Here is a 21,057-nt window from a genome sequence, read left to right on the forward strand (position 1 = left end):
TGTGAATAAGAGACGGGGGCTAGCGGGCGGCGTAGGACTGGGTGCTGACCAGGTGGGCTGCGCCGATCAGGCCGGCGGTGTCGCCCAGGTCGGACAGGACGATCGGCATGCTGCCGGTGGCCAGCGGCGTGGAGCGCCGGTAGACCACGCCCCGGATCTCGGCGAGCAGGACCGGCCCGATCCCGGCCGGCGCGCCGCCGATGATCACGATGGCCGGGTTGACGAAGCTGACCAGCCCGACCAGCACCCGCCCGAGCCGGCGGGCGGCGTCGCGGACGAGCGTCTGCGCCGCCGCGTCGCCCTCCGTCGCGGCCGCTGCCACGTCGGCCACCGACAGCGTCCCGGCCGCCGCCAGCCGGTCCGCCAGCGCCGTCGAGCGCCCGGCCCGCGCGGCGGTCACCGCCTCCCGCACCAGTGCGACATCCCCGCAGTACGCCTCGACGCACCCGTTGTTGCCGCACCCGCAGAGCGGCCCGTCCTCGGTGAGCTGGAAGTGGCCGATGTCGCCGGCCCCGCTGGCCGCACCACGGTAGAGCGATCCGGCGAGCACCAGTCCGCAGCCGATCGCCTCGCCCAGCTTGACGTAGAGGAAGTCGTCGAACGGCCGGCCGGTGCCGGCGTGCCGTTCGCCGAGGGCCATCGCGTTGGCGTCGTTGTCCACCTGCACCGGGCAGCCCAGCTCGGCGGCGAGCGTGTCGCGTACCGGGAAGCGGTGCCAGCCGGGCAGGGCCGGCGCGGAGACCGGCGAGCCGTCGCGGACCTCGACCGGCGCGGGCAGCGCGACGCCGACGCCGGTGAGCGACGACAGTCCCGCCTCGACGCGCAGCTTGCCGAGCAGTTCGACGATGCGCCCGACCACCACGTCCGGGCCGAGCCGGACGTCCACCGGCTCGTCGTGCCGGGCGAGCGGGTTCAGTTCGCCGTCGGTGAGCGCGACCCGCAGGAGGCCGTCGCCGACGAGCACCGCGCCGAACCGGACCTGCGCGCCGACGCGCAGCAGCGACGACCGGCGGCCGCCCCTCGACGCGGCCGGCCCGGCGCTCTCCACCAGGCCGAGCGTGGTCAGCCGGTCCACCTCGGCGGCGAACCGGGCCCGGGGCAGGCCGAGGAGGTCGGCCAGTTCGACCCGGGAGCGTGGGCCGTCGTCGCGCAGCAGACGCAGCAGCCGCGCCTGATCCGCCGTCTCCGGTCCGACCATCGGCATGTGGTCACCTCCCCACCGAGAATGTGCCACATCCGTGCCCGCGCAGACGGGAGCGGGCCGGTCACCCGGAGGTGACCGGCCCGCTGTCCGCTTGCGTCAGAGCGTGTTGCCGGTGGACGGCTTGCTGCTCGTGCCGGTCGTGGCCGACCCGGTCGAGCTGGTCGAGCCCGTGCCGTTGGCGCTGCGGCTGCCGACCGCGGCCGGCGTGCCGGCGAACGGCTTGTCGGCCTCGGTCATGCCCTGCTTGCCGCCGTTGCCGGTGGCGAGCTTCTCGCCGATCTTGGTCTGCCCCAGCTTGTCCTTGCCCTCTGAGTAGAGCCGGGTCGCCTGGGCCTGCGCGACCCCGGCCGCCTCCTGGACGGTCGGGTGGTCGAGCACCTTGCGCCCGCGGACCACCAGCTCCTCGTACTTCTCCCGGCCGGCACGGGCGCCCAGGACGAATCCCGCAGCCAGCCCGCCAAGAAACATGATCTTTCCGCGCATGGCGGCTCCTTCCGTACCTGACGCTCTCGCCGGTCTCCGCCGGTTCGGCGGAACGACCGTCTCGCGCCTGCGTTCTCTGTCGACGGCTAACTACCCATCCTGCTCTCCGCTCATGCCTCCCTGTGCCGAGATGACGATTTGTCCGTAATTCTGGCGCGTCAGCCGGTCAGGTCCGGTCCGGTAACCCCCTGGCGCGCCACCCCCCGATGTCCTGTACTCTTGTCCCCGTCGCACGGAGCGGAGAGATCCGGACCGAGCGGTGCACGGTCCCCTGTAGCTCAATTGGCAGAGCAGCCGGCTGTTAACCGGCAGGTTATTGGTTCGAGTCCAATCGGGGGAGCTTCACTACGCGTTCACGCCCGTCGGCATCGCCGGCGGGCGTTCGTCGTTCCCGTGCCCCGGTATGTGCTCCGGCTGCCTGGTTTCCGCCCGCGGGTCACCGTTCGCCCGGCAGGATGGTCGGCGTCGACCTAGACTCCCGCTGCGTCGATTGATGCGTCGATTCGAGGACGGTGGAGATGGCCGCAGGACGCAGCCGCTGGACCGCGACGCTGATCGCGGTGGCGGTGGTGCTCGGCTGGCTGGTCGTCGGCGGCATCGCCGGCCCCTACTCCGGCAAGCTCGGCGAGGTCTCCACCAACGACAACGCCTCCTTCCTGCCGGCCGACGCCGAGGCCACCCGGGCGCAGGACCTCGCCGCCGGATTCGTCGACCGGGAGACCACCCCGGCCCTCGTGGTCTACGAACGCCCCGGCGGCCTCACCCCGGCCGACCAGCAGCGCATCCAGGCCGACGCGGCCCGCTTCGCCGAGGTGCCGGGCGTGGTCGGCCCGCTGCCGCCACCGGTCGTCAGCCAGGACGAGCAGGCCGCCCAGGTGATCGTGCCGATCGACAGCGCCGAGGGCGAACAGGTCCGGTCCGTTGTGGAACGCCTGCGCGACATCGCCGGCCCGGACCGCGACGGACTCACCGTCGACGTGGCCGGACCCGCCGGGCTGCTCGGCGACCTGATCGAGGTGTTCAGCGCGATCGACGGGCCGCTGCTGCTGGTCACGCTCACAGTGGTGCTGGTCATCCTGCTCGTCGTCTACCGCAGCCCGGTTCTCTGGATCTTCCCGCTACTGGCCGCCGGGATGTCGTACTCGCTCGCCGCCGTCTTCGTCTACCTGCTCGCCGACCACGACATCGTCAAGCTCAACGGGCAGGCGCAGGGCATCCTCACCGTGCTCGTCCTCGGCGCCGGCACCGACTACGCGCTGCTGCTCATCGCCCGCTACCGGGAAGAGCTGCACCGGCACGAGCGCCCCTGGGACGCGATGCGGACCGCCTGGAAGGGCGCCGCACCGGCCGTCATCGCCTCCGGCGCCACAGTCATCGTCAGCCTGCTCTGCCTGCTGCTGTCCAGCCTCAACTCCAACCGGGCGCTCGGCCCGGTCAGCGCCGTCGGCATCGCCGCCACGCTGCTGGTGATGCTCACCTTCCTGCCCGCGTTGCTGGTCCTCGGCGGCCGCTGGGCGTTCTGGCCCCGGCGACCCCGGTACGACCAGGCCGACCCGCGCACCGAACACGGCATCTGGGGGCGGATCGCCGGCTTCGTGGCCCGGCGCGCGCGTACCGTCTGGGTCGTCACCGCAGTGGTGCTCGCCGCCCTCGCGATCGGGGTGACCCAGCTCGGCGCCACCACGCTCGGCCAGTCCCAGCTGTTCACCCAGCGCACCGATTCGGTGGCCGGGCAGGAGGTCATCGACAGGCACTTCCCGGCCGGCACCGGCAGCCCCGCCACCATCTTCACCACCCAGGCCACCGCGCGGCAGGTCGCCCAGGCGGCGCAGGGCGTGCCCGGGGTCGCCTCGGTGCTGCCGCTCGGCCAGCGGGGCGAGAACGCGCCGCCCGACCCGGACTCGCCCCCCAAGGTGGTCGACGGGCGGGTCCAGCTCGACGTCACGCTCGCCGACCCGCCGGACAGCAACGGTGCCGAGCGGACCATCCGCGACCTGCGCGAGACCGTGCACCGGGTACCCGGCGCCGACGCCGTGGTCGGCGGCTTCACCGCGATCAACGTGGACACCGCCGACGCCTCGGTACGCGACCGCGACGTCATCATCCCGGTGGTGCTGCTGGTCATCGCGGTCATCCTGGCCCTGCTGCTGCGCGCCCTCGTCGCACCGGTGCTGCTGATCGCCACGGTGGTGCTGTCGTTCCTGGCCACGCTGGGCCTGTGCGCGCTGCTGTTCCGGTACGTCTTCGACTTCCCCGGCGTCGACCAGTCCTTCCCGCTGTTCGCGTTCGTCTTCCTGGTCGCGCTCGGCATCGACTACAACATCTTCCTGATGAGCCGGGTCCGGCAGGAGTCGGTCCGCCGCGGCACCCGCGCCGGTGTGCTCGCCGGACTGGCCGTCACCGGCGGCGTGATCACCTCCGCCGGCATCGTGCTCGCCGCCACGTTCTCCGCGCTCGCCGTCCTGCCGCTCGTGGTGCTCGTCGAGCTGGGCGTGGCGGTTGCCGTCGGCGTACTGCTCGACACCATCGTGGTCCGCTCGCTGCTGGTGCCCGCGCTCGCGTACGACATCGGGCCGAAGGTCTGGTGGCCGGGCCGGTTGTCGCGGTCGCACCGCGAGGGCGACCGCGCCGGGGCGGGGGTGGACCGTGCCTGACACGGACGTGGTGGTCGTCGGCGGCGGCCTGGCCGGTCTCGCCGCCGCCCGGCGGCTGCACCGCGCCGGGGTGCCGTGGCGACTGCTGGAGGCGGGCGACCGGCTCGGCGGGCGGGTCGCCACCGACCGGGTCGACGGGTTCCTGCTGGACCGGGGCTTCCAGGTGCTCAACACCGCCTACCCGCGGCTCACCGGCCTGGTCGACGTCGGCACTCTCAAGATGGGCTGGTTCACCTCTGGCGTGCTGGTCCGTCGCGGCGACCGGCTGGAACGCCTGGTCAACCCGCTGCGCGAACCCACCGGAGCGCCCGGCACGCTCACCGCGGGCATCGGCTCGCTGACCGACCGGCTGCGGTTCGCCGCGCTCGCCGCCGGCTACGCCACAGTGCCGGTCGGGCGGCTGCTGGACACGCCCGAGACCAGCGCGGAGAAGGCGCTGCGCCGGGCCGGGCTCTCCGACGCGATGATCGAGGAACTGCTCCGGCCGTTCCTGTCCGGCGTGCTTCTCGACCGCGAGCTGGCCACCTCCAGCCACGTCCTCGCCGTCGTCATGCGCTCCTTCGCCCGCGGCCGGATCGGCCTGCCGGCGGACGGCATGGCGGCGCTGCCCCGGGCGCTCGCCGCGCCCCTGCCCGCCGAGCTGATCGAGCTGAACACCCCGGTCACCCAGGTCGCGCCCGGCCGGGTCCGCACCCCGTCCGGCGAGATCACCTGCCGCGCCGTCGTGGTCGCTGTCGATCCGCCGGCGGCGGCCACGCTGCTGCCAGGGCTGCCACGGGTACGCATGCACGCGTACACCACCTACTACCACCGCACCGACACGGCGCCGCTGGACGAGCCGATCCTGCTGCTCGACGGCGACCGGCGCGAACTCGTCGCCAACACGGTGGTGGTGAGCCGGGCCGCGCCCACGTACGCGCCCGACGGCGAGCACCTGATCGCCACCTCGGTGGTCGGCCCGCAGGCACCGCCCGAACCGGTGATCCGGCGCGAACTGGACCGCCTCTACGGCCGCCCCACCGCCGACTGGACCCACCTCACCACAGTCGCCGTGCCGGACGCGCTACCCGCCGCACCGCCACCACAGGGCCGGCTGCGCAAGCCGGTGGCGCTCGGCGACGGCCTGTACGTGGCCGGCGACCACCGGGACAGCCCGTCCATCCAGGGCGCGCTCGCCAGCGGATGGCGTGCGGTCGGCGCGGTCCTCGCGGACTTGCGGCGCGGGTGAGCCATCGGCGGGTAGCGCGTTGTTATCCTCGCGTTGCCCATCGTGCTGTCGCGGCCGTGTTTCCGCCCGGTAGGTGGTGGTCCGCGCAACGATCGGCGGGTTACGATCCGGCGCGGTCACGGGGCGGTAGCTCAGCCGGTTAGAGCAGGGGACTCATAATCCCTCGGTCGCGGGTTCGAACCCCGCCCGCCCCACTACCCGTTTTCCGTGGTCGGCCATGCCGGCGGCGCCTTCCTGGGAACTTGGCGGGTCGGTTCCGTCGCACGGGACACCGATACCTAGCTGTACTTGCGCCGTCTGCCCCCGCGACCGAATTGTGAGCGGTAGGCAGGTTGCCCGCGCAACCCACGTGCCGCCGACGAAGGCCAGCCACTGAGATTGGTCGTCGACAGGTGCGCAGGCGCGCACACGGGCGCGCACGGCTGGCACCACTGACGAGCCCCATCCGAGACGCGCCCTGTCCTCCCAGCCGGATGCCACCCGAAGATCGACCACTGCGCCGCCGCGTACGACCAATCCCCATTTGGCGAACAGCCGGGCTGCCGGGTCCGGTTGCCCCGATTCCTCTGCTTGAAGCACCGGCCGGTCAGGTACCGCGACGTCCTCTCCCACGAGCCGATAACCCGCCGGCGGTTCCTGCATCGCATCGATCGATACAGTGCATGACTCCTGCCTGGCGCTCACGTCAGTTGACGGGGACGCGCTCGGGTCAGTACCCAGAGATGCAGTTGGTGCGGGTGGTCGGGCCTCACCCTGGCCGGAACCACTTGAGGACGTACAGGCTGCTGGCGTCACCATCAGGCAGACGCTGAGCGGCCACCACAACATGCGGCTGGTCCATCGCACGCGCGTCACCTCCTGGACGGCGAGGCCTTCGTCGGTTAGGGCGCGACCCGTGAAGCGTCACCGTACCGAAAGGCGGGATGCGTTCGATGCCGCCCGCCCTGCCACGCGAGACGCCCTGCTCAGCCGAGCTACCAGTACCTGCCGCAGGTCGGCTCGAGCTTGTCGACCGCGCTCTCCAGGTCGCCCGTGTCGCTCGCCACCTTCACGAGCCCATCCGCATTCGAGAGCGTGGGCTTGATCGAGCGGCGCGGCCACACGCCGACGGTGAGCAGCGTCGCGCGACCGCCACGCAGAGCCCGAACCGTCGTACCGTCACGTCGTATCCCATCTCGCGATCTTGCGGGAGCGTGACGGCACATCACCGAGTGACTGATCGGTCCTCAAGCGTCTCGGGCGCGAAGGGGCCTGTGGGATGCCATCAGTCAGGCGATCGGCGAGGAGGCGGTGGAGAAGATCGCTGCGGCAGTGCCGCCGTTCCCGGACGCCCCTCCCGAAGACGTGAGGCGGCTTCGGTGGGAGCTGTCAGCTCGGCGGAAGGCGCGCGGTAGGTAGCCGGCTCTCCCGCGGACGGGCTGGATGGAAGCGGTCGAATCAGTGATCGGGCAGGGCGTACCAGCGGCCGGCCCGTATCTCTCGCAGTTCGCCCAGCTCGGACAGGTGGACGCATGCCGTACGCAACTCCTCGACCGAGGGGCGCGCGCCCGACTTCCCGTCCAGGAAGCGCGTGATCCGCCAGGCGTCGAAGGCCTCGGCGCCGTCGACCAGGTCGACGTCGACCTCCTGGCCATGCTGATCCGTCATCCGGCAGCCGGCCCCATGGACGGAGTACTCGATACCCGTGCTCGACGTGCCCTCCCGAGGCATCGTTCGCGTATGCCTCACTGCCGCCATCAGATCCGAGACGCATCCGAGATCCGCGTACGCGTCGAGCAAACGCGACCGAATGCGCTTCAGAGCGGCTGCGTAGCCTCGGACTCCTTCGATCGCTGACTCGGCGGGATCGTCCACCTGATCAGTATTCCCGTCTGTCAGCCCGTAGCGTGCCCGTCGGCACGGACGCCAGGGCCAGGCAGCACGGCCCGTCGGGTGCGCTCTTCCTAACTCGTGCTTGCTTCGGCATGCTGATCGAATGGAGAACCTGCACGTGTCGGCGCCGCTCGCTCTGCACCTGTACTGCAGAGTCGACGTCCTGGTCACCAACGCGGAGGCTCTCACCGATCGCGCAGTCGCCGAGCTGCGGGACGCGGATGTCGACTGGTCGACGGAAGACGACGACCTCGAATCGGCGGTCGGAGAACTGCGCGGCAGCGTCGCCGACTCACTCGGGGCGATGGTCGACATCAGCCGCCTGATCGAGGGAGTCCCCGGAGTCGAGTTCCGAGGCGGTTGGTGCCGGGCCGAGCCGGGCCCGCCGCGGGAGATCCCCGCTCCTGAGCGCCGGCAGTAGGCGGCAACCGCGTCGCCGGAGAGTGTGGACGGTCTCTGCCCCTTCCGTCCGGCCCCGATCAGAAAGGAGTACGGCAAGCCTGACAGCTCTCCGCCCGGTCTACGCTTCCGGCGCGATGCCGTCGGCTTCCCACTGTTCGCGCCGGTTGCTGACAGCGGGCACTTCGAGCCGAACCCAAGGGACCGCTAGGAAGCGGCGAGCCCGAGCGCTCAGGCTGGACGGCGCGTCAGCGGGTCGCCGCACGAGCGCAGCCCATTCGATCGCCTTCGCGCACGGGCTCGGCAGGAACCGACCGTCCCCGACGGTGTAGAACTACGCCGTGGACCCATTGGTGCTCGGTCGTGCCCTCGACGAAATGTTCGACCAGGCGCTCGTCTACCACGGGTTCACCGATTACATGCGGGACTACGAGGCCATCGTCTACGTGACTGCGGATCCTCGCACCGGGGTGGCGCCGAAGTATCTGCGTTACCTGTTCCGGTACTGCGTCGAGGCGCGCTGTCGGACCTCAGTGGCGCCGTCGACGTGGCGCGAGTCGCTCGACGACCGCCTGACCGACCACCGGACCGGAGTCGACCTGGAAGGCTATGTCTGGGGCGTGAAGTGGCAGTCGCTCTATCCGGGTGCCCGGATCGTGGAGGAGTCGCCGGCGGCTCAGCGCTGGGCTGAGGCGATCGGGCTTGAATTCCACGAGGTGCGGATCGAGACCAATACCCACGACCTCACGCTGCTGTTCTCGGACCTACAGGTCGGTGAACCGCCGCCGGGGTACCGTCCGTTCGCTGTCGACCAGGACGGCTAGACGTATTCGGCGTGGCGTGGCGTCCGCGAGATGGTCGTCTTCGAGCGCTACGTCCGGCAGGTCGAGAACCGCTCGCCGGCCTGGGCAATGAGCTGCCCGATCGGAGATCGGTGACGGGAGCCGCGTGGACCCACCTCTGCCCGGCGGAGTGGGATCTACGCCAACCCCGCCGTAACCCCCTTCGCTCCCAAGCCGGACTGAACAAGCGCTCCGTCGCGGTGGGGCGGTCACTGCTCGCGGTTTGCGGCCATCCAGGCGGTGGCGAAGTCGACCAGGGCGCGTTGGCGCATCAGCCGGGCCGTCGCGCCGCCCACCCGGCCGGTCGTCGTGGCGCCTGTCGCCTCGAAGTCGGCGCCCAGCTGGTGGAAGTCGTCCTCGTCGGTGACGACGTCGGTCCACGTGCTCCACCGGCTCGTTCCGTCCGGCAGCCGTACCGCCGAGCCCGTCACCGCCCGCGGCGCCGCCGCCTGCCGCCATTCCGCCAGGTGCAGCGAGGTGTTGGAGCTGTGGTCGCAGCCGAGCAGCAGCACCTTGCCGTCGAGCCGGTACACGGCGCCCAGCGGGGAGTGCTCGCCCAGCGCGTCGTCGAGTCGGTGGCCCTCGACGATGTCGGCGGCGTGCGCGCCGAGCGCGGCGAAGGACACCTGCGGGTGATTGCTGCGGCGGGCGCCCGGCCAGGTGCGTACCGTCTCGGCGACCGCGCCCATCCACCGGCTCGGCGTGCGGGCCGGGTCGAAGCCGGGCGTCTGTTCGCGGATGACTGGCCACCACGCCTCGGGTACGGGCGGATGCCGCCACCCGGCCGGGTCCGTGTTGTCCGGCGTGTGCGTCGGCACGACGAGGGTGCCCTCCGGTCCGAGCGCGTCGAGCAGCGCCCGGACCACCGCCTCGGTGCCACCGGCGACGAACCCGAGACTCCGGTACGACGAGTGCAGCAGCAGGACGTCACCCGGGACGATGCCGAGCACCCGCAGGTCGTACGCGAGCGAGCTGACGGTGTGCGGTGCGGCCTGGTCCACGCGGCGCAGTGTAGGCGGGGCCGAGCCTGCACCGGGGACTGTGCCCGCGCCCGCGGAAACCGATTCGCCGATCTCGGGATAGCGGCGGCGTCCCCGCGCGTCTGTCACTGGTGAACGAGGAGACGAGGGTGGTGCGGTGGACGAGGACGAGCGGGCGGTGCTGGCCGAGTTCGTGGCGAGCCGTGCGCCGGCGCTGATACGGGTCGCCTACCTGCTCACCGGTGATCGAAGCAGCGCCGAGGATCTGTTCCAGTCGGCGCTGTCGAAGATCATTCCGAAGTGGCGGAGCATTCGGCACGCCGACCCGGAGGGCTACCTGCGTGCCGTCATGTACCGGGAGCAGGTGAGCTGGTGGCGGCGGTTGCGTCGTCGTCGGGAGTCACCGGTCGGCGTGCACGAGCCGGTGGTGGCCGACCCGGCCGGCGGTACGGATCTGCGGCTGGCGTTGCGGGCGGCGCTGTGGCAACTGCCACCGGCGCAGCGCACCGTCGTGGTCCTGCGCTACTACGAGGACCTGCCGGAGGCCCAGGTCGCCGAACTGCTGGGCTGCTCGGTCGGCACGGTGCGCAGCCGGACCCACCGCGCGGTCACCCGACTGCGTCAGATCCTGCCGGACAGCGAGCTTCTGGAGATGCAGCGATGAGTGATCCGTTCGAAGGTCTGCTCCGCTCCACCCTCACCGACATAGCCGAGGAGGCACCGACTGTGCGGGACTCATTGACCAGGGCGGAACGGCGTGCGCGCAGCCGTCGACGCAACACGGTGGCGGCGGGCGCGGCGGGCATCCTGGCGGTGCTCGTGATCGGGGCGCCGTTCGCCTACGCCAGCCGGGGCGAGGACACAGTGATCTCGCCGCAGCCGGGCACGAGCGTCCCCCAGCCGGACCGGAGCGAGCCCGTTCCGGCCCCGCCGGCCGTGGCGTCGCCCGTGCCGATCAGCCCGGAGGACCCGACCAGGCCGGACAGTGCGGTCCCGGCACCGCCGGGCGTGGCGTCGCCTGTCCCGGCGGACCCGGCGGACCCGGCGGACCCGGCGGACCCGAGCATGCCGGCCAGTCCGGTCCCGGCTCCGCCGGACACGCGGTCGGACGACCCCGCCGGCCCGCCGCCGAGTCCCGTCAGGCGTTGATCGACGCGCACCGGCCCGCCGGTACGAGGGCTGGACTCACCGGCCCAGCCCTCCCGCGCACATCGCGGACGGTCAGCCGGATCCGGCACGCCGTACAGATCCCGGGCCGGGTGCGCCGGCCGACCGGGATCCCGGCGGGGACGGCGTCACTCCCACGGCGGGGCATGCCGGTTCACGTAGTCGCGGGCGCGGGGGAGCGGATCACCCCAGTACCGGTGCGGCATGCGGTGACGCTGGGACTCGCAGAACGCGGCCAGGTCGTCGACGATCGTGATCCGGTCCAGTGGACGCCTTTCGAACTCCCGGTTGGCGGCGAGCAGATCCGCCTCCGGGTTCCATCCGGCGTGGTCGAACGCCCAGCCTGCCCAGGTCGCGTACACGTGGAAGACCTGGCGCTCGCCCGCGAACCGCAACCCCGCGAGGCCGATCGGCCGGTCGGGGTAGGTGTCCCGGCACACCCAGGCCAGGATGTGGCAGGCCCCGGCGGCGAAGAACGGCTGGTCGGCGCGCTCCCACGCGAGTCGCTGGTCGGCCCGTTCCCGTGGCGTACGCCGGAAGACGCCCGTCGCGGTCACCGCCATGGCTCGCACACTAGCGACACCAGGTCACTTGACACCAAGGGCGGGTGGCGATGGACAGTCGGGGATGCGCTTTCCGGCGTCCACACCGCCCGCCGTTCCCGCCGGCACGCTCACCACCGGCCCGCAACCCACGCTGTTCGCGGCCGACGGTCTGGTCCTGCGCCCCTGGGCGGACGAGGACGCACCGGCTGTGCTGGCCGCGTACCAGGATCCGGAGATCCGCCGCTGGCACACCCGCCGGCCCGCGTCGGAGAAGCAGGTGCGGGAATGGTTCGCGCACTTCCGCCGTGCCTGGCGGCAGGCGACGGGCGCGAGCTGGGCGGTGACCCGCGACGGCGAGGTGGTGGGCCGCATGGTGCTGGGCGGGGTGAACCTCGACGACGGCGAGGCCGGGTGCGCGTACTGGGTGGTTCCGGCCGCCCGCGGCGCCGGCGTGGCATCCGGCGCGTTGCGGGCGCTGAGCGCGTGGGCGCTCGGCGACGGCCGGCTGCACCGGCTCTGGCTGGACCACTCGACCGGCAACGTCGCGTCGTGCCGGGTGGCGGTCAAGGCCGGGTTCCGGCTGGAGGGCACCAAGCGCAGCGCGGCCGTGCACGACGACGGGCGGCACGACATGCACCTGCACGCCCGCGTCCGCGGGGACGACTGAACCGGGTCACGACTGCGCGGCGGCCACGTCCCGGATGCGCCGCAGCGCCTCCTCCCGGTCCATCCCGGTCGCCTGCATGATGTCGCTCGCGGCGGTCCGGACCTGCCCCACGATCACCGTGCCGGACAGCCCGGTCCCGGCCAGCTCCGCGCGCGTCGCCGCCGCCACCGCACGCAGCGCGTGCCGGCGGGCGTCCTCCGGGCCCTGGTCCGCGAGAACCTCCTCCTGTACGGCGTTCACTGCCTCACTGAGCGCCTCCACGGCGTCGGGCAGGCTCTCCGGGATCGGCTCCCCGTCCTCGATCAGCACGACGGCCCGCCGGGCCAGCACGCGGGTGTTCCAGACCGCCTGGTCTACGTCCGGCGCGCCGAGCTGGTAGTGCCGGACCGAACGCCGCCTCGGCCAGCGCGCCGGGGCGAGGTCGACCGTCTCCTTCGCGCCGCCGAAGACGTCCCAGAACCGGCCCAGGTCCGCGCCGATCGCCTGCGACCGGCTCAGCGCCCGGTCGGCCAGGTCGTGGTCACGTCGCCGCAGCGCGGCAGCGGTCGCCGCGAGCTGGCCGGCGAGCTGCCGCAGCGTCGGCGCGGCCACCCGCCGCACGACGCGCAGCGGGTTGATCGGCACCAGCAGCAACGTCACCACCAGTCCCACGCCGCCGCCGATCAGCGCGTCGACGAAGCGGGGGAACTCCAGCGTGTGCCGGGAGGAGGAGAGCGCGCCGAGCAGCACCGCCGTACCGCTGGCGTTGCCCACGATCCCGCCCCGCGTACTCAATGCCAGCGCGACCAGCACGGACGCCGTGACGATCACGCCGGTCTGCCACACGCCGGCGCCGACGGCGCCGATCAGCAGATCCGACACGATGATGCCGAGCGTCACCCCGGCGAGCAGTTCGACCGTGTTGGAGAGGCGTCGCCCGAAGGACGAGGTGATGACCGCGACCGCGGCGGCCGGGGCGAAGATCGGGCTCGGCATGCCGGTGAGCCAGCGCGCGACGGCCCAGGCCAGCGCCGCCGCCAGACCGGCCTGCACGGCGAGTACGGACTTGATCCGCAGCTGTTGCATCCGGTCCCGGCCGGCGGCGCGGCCGCGCTCGTTCACGCGCTCCCACGCCTCGTCGAACCGTTCCGCGTCCAGGCCGGCGCGCCGCGACGACCCCCGCCGGCCGCCGCGACCCTCCCGTTGCCCGGCCACCGTCGGCGGCTACCCGCAAAAACCGCCGGCAATCCCGGCGTCCGTCGTGGTCAGCCGCCTGGTTCGAGGTACGCGGCCAGGTGCGCCAGCGAGGACGCGATGCCCTCCTCGTGCACCGCCTGGTCGATGCCCGGCGGCACGCCGGTGGCGCTGACTGTCACAGCGGTGCCGTCGCCGACTGCGGCGAGCTGCCAGGTCATGGTCATGGTGCCCGCGTACGCCGGGTCGTCGGACTGGAACACGGCCGTCTGCACGACCCGGTGCGCCGGTACGAGTTCGGCGAACCCGACGTCGACCACGTCGGTGGCGTCCGACGTCTTGCCGGGGTTGCCGGTCGGGTCGAGATAGGTGAGCACCATCCGGAACCCACCACCGGGGCGCGGATCCCAGCGCTCGATCCGCCCGCGCATCCCGTCCGGCGGCAACCACGCCTCCAGGGCGCCCCGGTCGACGAGCGCGTCATAGACCGCCGCCGGAGTGGCGCCGATCGTCCTGCTGCCCCGATCGATCCTGCTCACCCCCCAACCCTAGGCCCGCACCCTCCCCGCCGCGGGCCGCGGAACCGGGGCGCCGGACCGGGGCGCGGCCGGTACGCTGCCGCGAATGCCGGTACGCCCGCACCCCGATGCCTCTGACGACTCGCTGCTGCTCGGTGACGACGGCGTCCCGCTGGCCCGGATGCGGCTGCGGGACGACGACGGCACAGCGGTCGCGGCCGACGTCCGGCCGCTGCCCGAGGCGCCGCTCACCCGGCTCGTCTCGCGGGTACGGCGCGATCTCGCCGGGCACCGGCTGGAGACGCCGGACGAGTCGCTGGCGGCGGCACTGGTGGCCGACGGGCTGAAGCTGAGCCGGGCCGCCACGGACATGCGGCACTACTTGACCGACGTACCCGAACCGGTGACGCTGCCGGAGGGCTGGTCGCTCGGCGCACCCGGCTGGGACGACGACCTCGCCGAAGGGCTGGACGCGGCGTACGGCCCGGACCACCCGGACGGCCGCTGGCAGCCCAGCGACACCCGGGAGGTGCGGGCGATGTTCGACACCGGTGAGCCGGTGCCGCCGCTGATCCCCGCCTCGGCCCGGCTGATCGACCCGGACGGCCGCAGCGCCGGGCACGTGCTGTGCGCCGGGCCGGTGCCGTGGACCGACGACGACTGCGTCTGGATCCTGAATCTGGGCGTGGCGCCCCGCGCGCAGCGCCGCGGGTTCGGTCGGGCGCTGCTCGTCCACGCGCTGCGCGGCGCGTGCGAGGTGGGACTGCCGTCCGTCGGCCTGTCAGTGGTCGACGGCAACCCGGCCCGCCGGATGTACGACGCGGCCGGCTTCCGCGTCCTCACCCGGGTGCTCACGGTCCGGATTCCCGACGCGTAGACCGCTCGACCACCGCTATGGTGCCGCCGTCGGGTCGACGGGGGATGAGAGAGTGACACGGTGCGGGTGGGGATCCTCGGGCCGCTTGAGGTCCGCGACGGCGATCGGCCGGTCGACGTCGCCGGGGCGCGGCTGCGGGCCCTGCTGATCCGCCTCGCCCTGGACCCGGGCCGGCCGGTGAGCGTGCCCGCGCTGGCCGAGGCGCTCTGGGGTGACGAGCCGCCGACCGACACCGCAAACGCCGTGCAGACGCTCGTGTCCCGGCTGCGCCGGGCGGTGCCCGGGCTCGGGGTGCGCAGCGGCCCGGCCGGCTACCGGCTCGACCTCGACCCGGACGACGTGGACGCCGGGCGATTCGAGCGGCTGACCCGGCAGGGACGGGCGGCGCTGCGCGACGGAGACGCGTCGGCGGCGCGGACGACGTTGCGGGACGCGCTCGCGCTGTGGCGGGGACCGGCGCTTGCCGAGGTCGCCGACGCGCCGTACGCGGCGGCAGCGGTGGTGCGGCTGGCGGAGCTGCGGCTCACCGCGCAGGAGGACCGGATCGAGGCGGAGCTGCGGGCCGGGCGGCCGGAGCTGATCGTCGCCGAGCTGGGGGAGCTGACCGACGCGCATCCGCTGCGGGAGCGGCTGGCCGAACTGCACCTGCGCACGCTCGCCGCGGCCGGACGGCCCGCCGAGGCGCTGGCCGCGTACGAGCGGATCCGGCAGCGGCTCGCCGACGAACTGGGCGTCGACCCGTCGCCGCAGCTGCGGGCCGCGCACCTGGAACTGCTGCGCGGCGAGGCGGTCCCGCAGCAGCCGGCGCCCGCGCGGCGGGGCAACCTGCGGTCGGCGCTCACCACGTTCGTCGGGCGCGACGAGGACCTGGCCCGGCTCACCGGGCTGCTCGCCGGCAACCGGCTGGTGACCCTGCTCGGGCCGGGCGGAGCGGGCAAGACACGGCTGGCGAGCGTGGCGGCGGGCCGGCTGGCGGACGCCGTACCCGGCGGGGCCTGGCTGGTCGAGCTGGCGCCGATCACCGATCCGGCGGACGTGCCCCGGGCCGTGCTCGACACACTCGGCCGCCGGGACCGGACGCTGGAACCGGTACGCCCACCGGCCCGCGACACGCTCGGCCGCCTGGTGGAGACGATCGCCACCGACGAGACGCTGATCGTGCTGGACAACTGCGAACACGTCGTCGAGGCGGCCGCCCGGCTCGCCGAGGAACTGCTCGGGCACTGCCCGGGACTGCGCGTCCTGGCCACCTCCCGGGAGCCGCTGGGCATCGTCGGTGAGGCGCTGGACCCCGTACCGCCGTTGCGCCTGCCACCGGCGGACGCGACGCCGGGCGACGCGCTCGCGTACCCGTCGGTGCAGTTGCTGCGCGACCGGGCCGCGGCCGTGCGGGCCGGGTTCGCGGTGACCGGCGACAACGTGGCGGCCGTGGTGGAGATCTGCCGGCGGCTCGACGGCCTGCCGCTGGCGATCGAACTCGCCGCGGCGCGGCTGCGGACGCTGTCGCCGCAGCAGGTCGCGGCCGGGCTGGACGACCGGTTCCGGCTGCTCACCGGCGGCAGCCGCACCGCGCTGCCCCGGCACCGCACGCTGCGGGCGGTGGTGGACTGGAGCTGGGGGCTGCTCACCGACGACGAGCGACGGCTCGCCGAACGGCTCGCGGTCTTTCCTGCGTCGGTCACCGCCGACTCGGCGGCCGGCGTCGCCGGCCCGGCCGCCGCCGCGCTGCTCGACGCGCTCGTCGACAAGTCGCTGCTCCAGGTCGTCGGCGACGGGCGGTTCCGGATGCTGGAGACCATCCGGGAGTACGGGCTGGAACGGCTCGCCGCCGCCGGGGCGGTGGCCGGGGCGCGCGCCGCGCACGCGGCGTACTTCCGGGAGCTGGTCCGGACCGCGGAGCCGCACCTGCGGACCGCCGGTCAGCTGCCGTGGCTGCGCCTGCTGGAGGCGGAACGGGAGAACGTCGTCGGCGCGCTGCACTACGCCTGCGACGCCGGTGACGCCGACACCGCGCTGCGGATCGGCGCGGGGCTCGCGTTGCCGCTGGTGATCTGGGGCGACGACGGTGGCATCGGCGGTGACGTGCTGGCCCGGGCGCTGGCGCTGCCCGGCCCGGCACCGGCGGAGGAGCGGGCGGTGGTGCTCGCCATCCGCATCGGTTCGGAGCTGGCACGCGGCGAGCAGGGGCCGACGCCGGAGCAGATCGCCGAGCTGACCACGACCCTGCGGGCGGCGGAGGGGACCAAGCACCCGATCGTGGGGCTGCTCGCACCGATGCTGTCGATCTTCGGCGACGACACGGCGGCCGGGATCGCGGCGATCGACCGGGCGCGCGGGCACCCCGACCCGTGGACCGACGGCACGCTGCTGGGGATACGCGGCAAGTTCAAGGAGAACGACGGCGACGCCGAGGGCATGCTCCGCGACCTGACCGACGCCGCCGCGGAGCTGCGCGCGGTCGGCGAGCGGATGAGTCTGTCGCACGTGCTCAGCGAGTACGCGGACGCGCTCACCAAACGCGGCGACTTCGACGCGGCGACCGCGGCACTGGAGGAGTCGGTGCGGCTGGCCCGGGAACTCAACCCGGCCTCCGAGCCGGGCTTCCAGCTGATCTGGCTCGCCGCCATCCGGGCCCGCGCCGGTGACGTGGCCGGCGCCAAGGCCGAACTGCGCCGGTTCGTGACCGACCGGGACGGCCGGGACGGTGCGTTCGGGCTGATGATGCTCGGCAGCATCGCCCGCTCCGACGGCTCGCTGGACGAGGCGCAGGAGTGCCTCGCCGAGGCGATGCGCCGCCAGGCCGAGACGCCGCTTGTCGCCCCGCAGTTCCGCGGCCTGCTGCTGGCCGAGATGGGCCACCTGGCGCTGGCCCGCGATGACCTGGCGGGTGCGCGCCGGCACCTCGACGAGGCGACCACGCGGGCACTCGCCGCCCGGGACATGCCGGTGATCGCGATCGTCACGGTCGGCTGGGTGGCGTTGGCGGCGGCGGAGGGCCGGTACGAGCGGGCGGCCGAACTGCTCGGCGTCTCCGACTCGCTGCGCGGTCGGCCCGACCGGTCCAACCCGGACGCGCAGCGGCTCGCCGAGCGGCTGCGCGCCGAGCTGGGCGAGGAGGGCTACGCCGCCGCGTACGCCCGGGGCAACGGCCGCAGCCGGGCCGACGCCCTCGCGTTCGTGGGCGGCGACCCGGCTCGGTGATCGTCGTGCCGCGTGGTCAGGAGCGGCGCGGGCGGCTCAGGCGCGGCGTCGGTAGGCGCGGACCGCGAGCGGCGCGAAGACCGCGATGATCGCCACGGTCCAGAGCAGCGACCGGGTCACCGGCCCGGCCACCGGGCCACCGACCATCAGGCCCCGGGCCGCCTCCATCACGTCGGCCACCGGGTTGACCCCCACCCACCACTGCAACCAGCCGGGCAGCGTGTCCGTCGGCACCATCATGTTGGTGCCGAAGGTCAGCGGGAACAGCAGCAGGAACGCCGTGCCCTGCACCGCGCCGGGGCTGCGCATCAGCACCCCGAGCAGGACGCCGATCCAGCTGACCGCGAACGCGAACGCGATGGTCAGCAGGCAGGCGGCGAGCGCGGACAGCGGGTCGGTGCCGATCCGGAAGCCGAGCGCGTACCCGAACCCCAGCAGCACCACGATGGAGACCACGAACCGGACCAGGTCGCCGACCACCGAGCCGACGAGCGGCGCGGACCGGGCGATCGGCAGGCTGCGGAACCTGTCGAAGACGCCCTTCTCGACGTCGGTGTTGAGGCTGACGCCGGTGGCGATGGACGCGAACAGCACGGTCTGCACCATGATCGCGGGAAGCAGGAACTGGAGGTACTCGTGCTGCGAGCCGGCGACCGCGCCGCCGAGCAGGTAGACGAAGATCAGCACGAAGACGATCGGCTGGAGCGTGACGTCCAGTAGTTGCTCCGGGGTCCGGATCGTCTTGATCAGGCTGCGGCCGGCCAGGGCGAGGCTGTGCCGGGCCATCCCGAACGGACGGCCGGCGGCGTGGGCGGTGCCGGCCCGGGACGGCGTCGTCGCCGCCGTACGTGTGGTCGTGGTCATGCCGCCACCTCCGTTGGCTCCTCGGCGCCGTGGCCGGTCAACGTGAAGAACACCTCGTCGAGGCTGGGCAGCCGCAACGCCAGCTCGACCACTCCGATGCCGGCCTCGTCGAGCCGGCGGACCACAGTGGTGAACGTGGCGTCGCTGTCCACCGGCACGGTGAGCAGTCCCGGCCGGGGCAGCTCGGGATCCGCCCCGGTACTGGCGCGCAGGATCTCGGCGACCGCGCCGATCCGGCCCGGATCGGTCGGCCGGACCACGATCGTCTGGCTGCCGGCGATCCGCTTCAGCTCGCCGGGCGTACCGTGCGCGATCACCCGGCCGTGGTCGATCACCGAGATCTCGTCGGCGAGCGCGTCGGCCTCGTCCAGGTACTGCGTGGTCAGCAGCACGGTCGACCCGTCGTCGACCAGCGAGCGGACCACGCCCCACATCTCCTCCCGCTTGGCCGGGTCCAGGCCGGTCGTCGGCTCGTCCAGGTAGATCACCTCCGGCCGGCCGACCAGGCTCGCGGCCAGATCCAGGCGGCGGCGCATACCCCCGGAGTACGTCTTGGCCGGGCGCCCGGCCGCCTCGGTCAGGCCGAACCAGGCGAGCAGCTCCGCCGCCCGCACCCGGGCCTCGCGGCGGTTCAGGTCGAGCAGCCGGCCGATCAGCACCAGGTTCTGGGTGCCGGTCAGGTCCTCGTCGACCGAGGCGTACTGGCCGGTCAGCCCGATCAGCCGGCGTACCCGGGCGGCGTCGGTGACCACGTCGTGGCCGCCGACAGTGGCGCGGCCCTCGTCGGGGCGCAACAGTGTGGCGAGGATCCGCACCGCTGTGGTCTTGCCGGCGCCGTTGGGCCCCAGCACCCCCAGCACGGTCCCCCGGCGTGCGGCGAGGTCGATCCCGGCCAGCGCGGTCGTCGTACCGAACCGCTTGACCAGGCCCTCTGCCTCGAATGCGTAACTCATGACGCCGACGATGGCCGGGGCCGCTGGCATCGGGCGCACACGCCGCGCACACCGCCGTGTGCGCGGCGGCGGAATCGAGTACGCGTGCTCATTCGCCCAGGCCGCCGGCCGGGCAGGATCGGAGGCGTGACGACGAGACGTACGCTGCTCGGCGGTCTGTTCCTGGCGCTGGCCACGGCCGGTGCCTGGATGGCCTGGCTGAGCTGGGAGTCCGGCTGGACCGTGGACCCGCAGACCGGCGACATGAGCGGTCCGTACGCGGTCTGGCAGGTCGCCGCCGCGGTGCTGACCCTGGGCGCGCTGGCCGCCGTCGCCGGCTGGTGGCTGAACATCTGGCTGGTGGCGACAGTGATGACAGTGGCGTTCACCGTCCCGTGGGCGGTGCACGCCGCCTCGACCGACGACACCGGCCTGTGGGCGGTCGGGGCGGCGCTGGTGGCCATCGGCACCACCATCGGGACGACGCTCGTCGGCGGGGCGGCCGGCTGGCTGCGCCGCCGGGCCGGGTGACTGCAGGCGTCAGCCGTGGTTCAGGCGTTCGGCGTACGCGTCGCGCAGTTCCGCCCAGCCGAAGTCCTTCGCCTCCGCGCCCCGGATCGGGCCGACCGGGTCGCCGTCGAGCAGGTGCGCGGCGACGTCGAGGCAGAGGTGCCAGCCCGCGGCTGTCATCGGGGCGAAGGCGGGCCGGCCGACCCGGTGCCGCAGCGTGAGCGTGGTGCCGTCGCCGGTCGCGGTCAGCTCCCAGCGGAGCAGGTCGTCGCCCCAGGTGTACTCCAGCAGGTTCGGCCGGTCCGCGCGCAGCACCCGGGCGGGCGCCGGGTGACTCTGGTCGCCGTCGACGGTGCTGAGCACGGCGTCACCGGTACGGCCCAGGTCGCGGTCGGCCAGGAACGGCGCCCATCCGGCGAGCTGATCCGGGTCGGTGAGCGCGGCCCACACCTTCTCCGGCGGGTGCCGCAGGTCGCGGACGAAGACCAGGTCCCACCTGTCGTTCGCGGGTTCCAGCTCCACCCGGGCGAGCGGGCCGGGACGGAACGTGTCGCGGTCCATCTGTCACTCCTGACTGTCGAGATGGCGTTCCAGGGCGTCGAGGTGCGCGGTCCACATCGACCGGTACGGCCCGAGCCAGTCGTCGACTGCTCGTAGCGGCGCGACGTCGACGCGGTAGATCCGCCGCTGCGCGGCGGTACGGCAGGTGACCAGGCCGGCGTCGCGGAGCACCCGCAGGTGCTTGGAGACGGCCGGCTGGCTCATGCCCAGCGCGTCCACCAGCTCGCCGACGCTGCTCTCCGCCCGGCGCAGCCGGTCGAGGATGCGTCGCCGGGAGGGCTCGGCCAGCACGGTGAAGGCGTCGACGGTCACTCCAGCAATATGCCTCACCAGTTATATGCCTGGCAAGGAATGACAGGTCGCGCTGCCGGGGCCCGGTA

Annotated in this window: 20 protein-coding genes and 2 tRNA genes; 11 read left to right on the plus strand and 11 right to left on the minus strand. The window is 73.3% G+C overall.

Features of this window, described 5'->3' with window-relative positions:
• Positions 1-19: 19 nt before the first annotated feature.
• On the minus strand, positions 20-1,204 hold the full coding sequence (locus F8279_RS13620) for an ROK family transcriptional regulator (RefSeq protein WP_151500119.1): 1,185 nt from the start codon (positions 1,202-1,204) through the stop codon (positions 20-22).
• 96 nt (positions 1,205-1,300) lie between these two features.
• On the minus strand, positions 1,301-1,687 hold the full coding sequence (locus F8279_RS13625; RefSeq protein WP_091421552.1) for a hypothetical protein: 387 nt from the start codon (positions 1,685-1,687) through the stop codon (positions 1,301-1,303).
• Positions 1,688-1,954: 267 nt separating this feature from the next.
• Here F8279_RS13625 and F8279_RS13630 point away from each other — a divergent pair.
• The 4 genes from F8279_RS13630 (at position 1,955) to F8279_RS13645 (ending at position 5,763) form a co-directional block, all read left to right on the plus strand.
• A tRNA-Asn gene (locus tag F8279_RS13630) sits at positions 1,955-2,027 on the plus strand.
• A gap of 178 nt (positions 2,028-2,205) precedes the next feature.
• On the plus strand, positions 2,206-4,341 hold the full coding sequence (locus F8279_RS13635; RefSeq protein WP_151500120.1) for an MMPL family transporter: 2,136 nt from the start codon (positions 2,206-2,208) through the stop codon (positions 4,339-4,341).
• Positions 4,334-5,569: an NAD(P)/FAD-dependent oxidoreductase gene (locus F8279_RS13640; protein ID WP_151500121.1), complete on the plus strand. Its 1,236-nt coding sequence runs from the start codon at positions 4,334-4,336 to the stop codon at positions 5,567-5,569. Before F8279_RS13635 ends, F8279_RS13640 begins: the two co-directional genes overlap by 8 nt.
• Positions 5,570-5,689: 120 nt before the next feature.
• Positions 5,690-5,763: transfer RNA gene (locus tag F8279_RS13645), tRNA-Ile, on the plus strand.
• Between the two features lie 1,243 nt (positions 5,764-7,006).
• Here the strand turns inward: F8279_RS13645 and F8279_RS13650 are convergent.
• Positions 7,007-7,216, minus strand: coding sequence for a hypothetical protein (locus F8279_RS13650; protein WP_139135462.1), 210 nt, complete (start codon positions 7,214-7,216; stop codon positions 7,007-7,009).
• A gap of 328 nt (positions 7,217-7,544) precedes the next feature.
• On the opposite strand from F8279_RS13650, the gene F8279_RS13655 reads away from it, so the two are divergent.
• On the plus strand, positions 7,545-7,862 hold the full coding sequence (locus F8279_RS13655; protein ID WP_225853267.1) for a hypothetical protein: 318 nt from the start codon (positions 7,545-7,547) through the stop codon (positions 7,860-7,862).
• Between the two features lie 319 nt (positions 7,863-8,181).
• The gene (locus tag F8279_RS13660) at positions 8,182-8,664 is read left to right on the plus strand and encodes a hypothetical protein (protein ID WP_091421536.1); all 483 of its coding nucleotides are present in this window, start codon (positions 8,182-8,184) and stop codon (positions 8,662-8,664) included.
• Between the two features lie 227 nt (positions 8,665-8,891).
• Here F8279_RS13660 and F8279_RS13665 read toward each other — a convergent pair whose 3' ends face one another.
• Positions 8,892-9,683, minus strand: a complete 792-nt coding sequence (locus F8279_RS13665) for an aminoglycoside N(3)-acetyltransferase (RefSeq protein ID WP_091421533.1) — start codon at positions 9,681-9,683, stop codon at positions 8,892-8,894.
• 136 nt (positions 9,684-9,819) lie between these two features.
• On the opposite strand from F8279_RS13665, the gene F8279_RS13670 reads away from it, so the two are divergent.
• On the plus strand, positions 9,820-10,326 hold the full coding sequence (locus tag F8279_RS13670; protein WP_091421530.1) for a SigE family RNA polymerase sigma factor: 507 nt from the start codon (positions 9,820-9,822) through the stop codon (positions 10,324-10,326).
• 631 nt (positions 10,327-10,957) lie between these two features.
• On the opposite strand, the gene F8279_RS13675 is transcribed toward F8279_RS13670, so the two are convergent.
• A complete protein-coding gene (locus F8279_RS13675) occupies positions 10,958-11,392 on the minus strand; it encodes a hypothetical protein (RefSeq protein ID WP_091421527.1) in 435 nt (144 codons plus the stop codon).
• Between the two features lie 64 nt (positions 11,393-11,456).
• On the opposite strand from F8279_RS13675, the gene F8279_RS13680 reads away from it, so the two are divergent.
• The gene (locus F8279_RS13680) at positions 11,457-12,041 is read left to right on the plus strand and encodes a GNAT family N-acetyltransferase (protein ID WP_091421524.1); all 585 of its coding nucleotides are present in this window, start codon (positions 11,457-11,459) and stop codon (positions 12,039-12,041) included.
• Between the two features lie 6 nt (positions 12,042-12,047).
• Here F8279_RS13680 and F8279_RS13685 read toward each other — a convergent pair whose 3' ends face one another.
• Together F8279_RS13685 and F8279_RS13690 are read right to left on the minus strand one after the other, a co-directional pair.
• On the minus strand, positions 12,048-13,235 hold the full coding sequence (locus F8279_RS13685) for an aromatic acid exporter family protein (RefSeq protein WP_091421521.1): 1,188 nt from the start codon (positions 13,233-13,235) through the stop codon (positions 12,048-12,050).
• Positions 13,236-13,285: 50 nt separating this feature from the next.
• Entirely contained in the window at positions 13,286-13,753 is a 468-nt protein-coding gene (locus F8279_RS13690) for an SRPBCC family protein (RefSeq protein ID WP_091421518.1), read from the minus strand.
• Positions 13,754-13,838: 85 nt separating this feature from the next.
• On the opposite strand from F8279_RS13690, the gene F8279_RS13695 reads away from it, so the two are divergent.
• Complete coding sequence (locus F8279_RS13695; RefSeq protein ID WP_151500122.1) at positions 13,839-14,609, plus strand: N-acetyltransferase; 771 nt, start codon at positions 13,839-13,841, stop codon at positions 14,607-14,609.
• A gap of 60 nt (positions 14,610-14,669) precedes the next feature.
• Entirely contained in the window at positions 14,670-17,810 is a 3,141-nt protein-coding gene (locus F8279_RS13700; protein WP_151500123.1) for a BTAD domain-containing putative transcriptional regulator, read from the plus strand.
• A gap of 36 nt (positions 17,811-17,846) precedes the next feature.
• Here the strand turns inward: F8279_RS13700 and F8279_RS13705 are convergent, their stop codons facing one another.
• Both F8279_RS13705 and F8279_RS13710 read right to left on the minus strand, forming a co-directional pair.
• Complete coding sequence (locus F8279_RS13705; protein WP_151500124.1) at positions 17,847-18,674, minus strand: ABC transporter permease; 828 nt, start codon at positions 18,672-18,674, stop codon at positions 17,847-17,849.
• Complete coding sequence (locus tag F8279_RS13710; protein WP_151500125.1) at positions 18,671-19,627, minus strand: ATP-binding cassette domain-containing protein; 957 nt, start codon at positions 19,625-19,627, stop codon at positions 18,671-18,673. Before F8279_RS13710 ends, F8279_RS13705 begins: the two co-directional genes overlap by 4 nt.
• A 126-nt stretch (positions 19,628-19,753) precedes the next feature.
• Here F8279_RS13710 and F8279_RS13715 point away from each other — a divergent pair, with 126 nt between their 5' ends.
• A complete protein-coding gene (locus F8279_RS13715; RefSeq protein ID WP_151500126.1) occupies positions 19,754-20,137 on the plus strand; it encodes a hypothetical protein in 384 nt (127 codons plus the stop codon).
• A 9-nt stretch (positions 20,138-20,146) separates the two neighbouring features.
• On the opposite strand, the gene F8279_RS13720 is transcribed toward F8279_RS13715, so the two are convergent.
• Positions 20,147-20,677: an SRPBCC family protein gene (locus F8279_RS13720; protein ID WP_151500127.1), complete on the minus strand. Its 531-nt coding sequence runs from the start codon at positions 20,675-20,677 to the stop codon at positions 20,147-20,149.
• A 3-nt stretch (positions 20,678-20,680) separates the two neighbouring features.
• On the minus strand, positions 20,681-20,989 hold the full coding sequence (locus F8279_RS13725; RefSeq protein ID WP_013475589.1) for a metalloregulator ArsR/SmtB family transcription factor: 309 nt from the start codon (positions 20,987-20,989) through the stop codon (positions 20,681-20,683).
• Positions 20,990-21,057 lie beyond the last annotated feature (68 nt).

The organism is Micromonospora sp. AMSO1212t (genome assembly GCF_008868145.1).
GTDB lineage: Bacteria > Actinomycetota > Actinomycetes > Mycobacteriales > Micromonosporaceae > Micromonospora > Micromonospora tulbaghiae.

Coding starts and splice junctions, on each gene's coding strand:
- F8279_RS13620 (WP_151500119.1), bottom strand. CDS start 1,204: ATGCCGATGGTCGGACCGGAGACGGCGGATCAGGCGCGGCTGCTGCGT.
- F8279_RS13625 (WP_091421552.1), bottom strand. CDS start 1,687: ATGCGCGGAAAGATCATGTTTCTTGGCGGGCTGGCTGCGGGATTCGTC.
- F8279_RS13635 (WP_151500120.1), top strand. CDS start 2,206: ATGGCCGCAGGACGCAGCCGCTGGACCGCGACGCTGATCGCGGTGGCG.
- F8279_RS13650 (WP_139135462.1), bottom strand. CDS start 7,216: ATGACGGATCAGCATGGCCAGGAGGTCGACGTCGACCTGGTCGACGGC.
- F8279_RS13655 (WP_225853267.1), top strand. CDS start 7,545: ATGGAGAACCTGCACGTGTCGGCGCCGCTCGCTCTGCACCTGTACTGC.
- F8279_RS13675 (WP_091421527.1), bottom strand. CDS start 11,392: ATGGCGGTGACCGCGACGGGCGTCTTCCGGCGTACGCCACGGGAACGG.
- F8279_RS13680 (WP_091421524.1), top strand. CDS start 11,457: ATGCGCTTTCCGGCGTCCACACCGCCCGCCGTTCCCGCCGGCACGCTC.
- F8279_RS13695 (WP_151500122.1), top strand. CDS start 13,839: ATGCCGGTACGCCCGCACCCCGATGCCTCTGACGACTCGCTGCTGCTC.
- F8279_RS13705 (WP_151500124.1), bottom strand. CDS start 18,674: ATGACCACGACCACACGTACGGCGGCGACGACGCCGTCCCGGGCCGGC.
- F8279_RS13710 (WP_151500125.1), bottom strand. CDS start 19,627: ATGAGTTACGCATTCGAGGCAGAGGGCCTGGTCAAGCGGTTCGGTACG.
- F8279_RS13720 (WP_151500127.1), bottom strand. CDS start 20,677: ATGGACCGCGACACGTTCCGTCCCGGCCCGCTCGCCCGGGTGGAGCTG.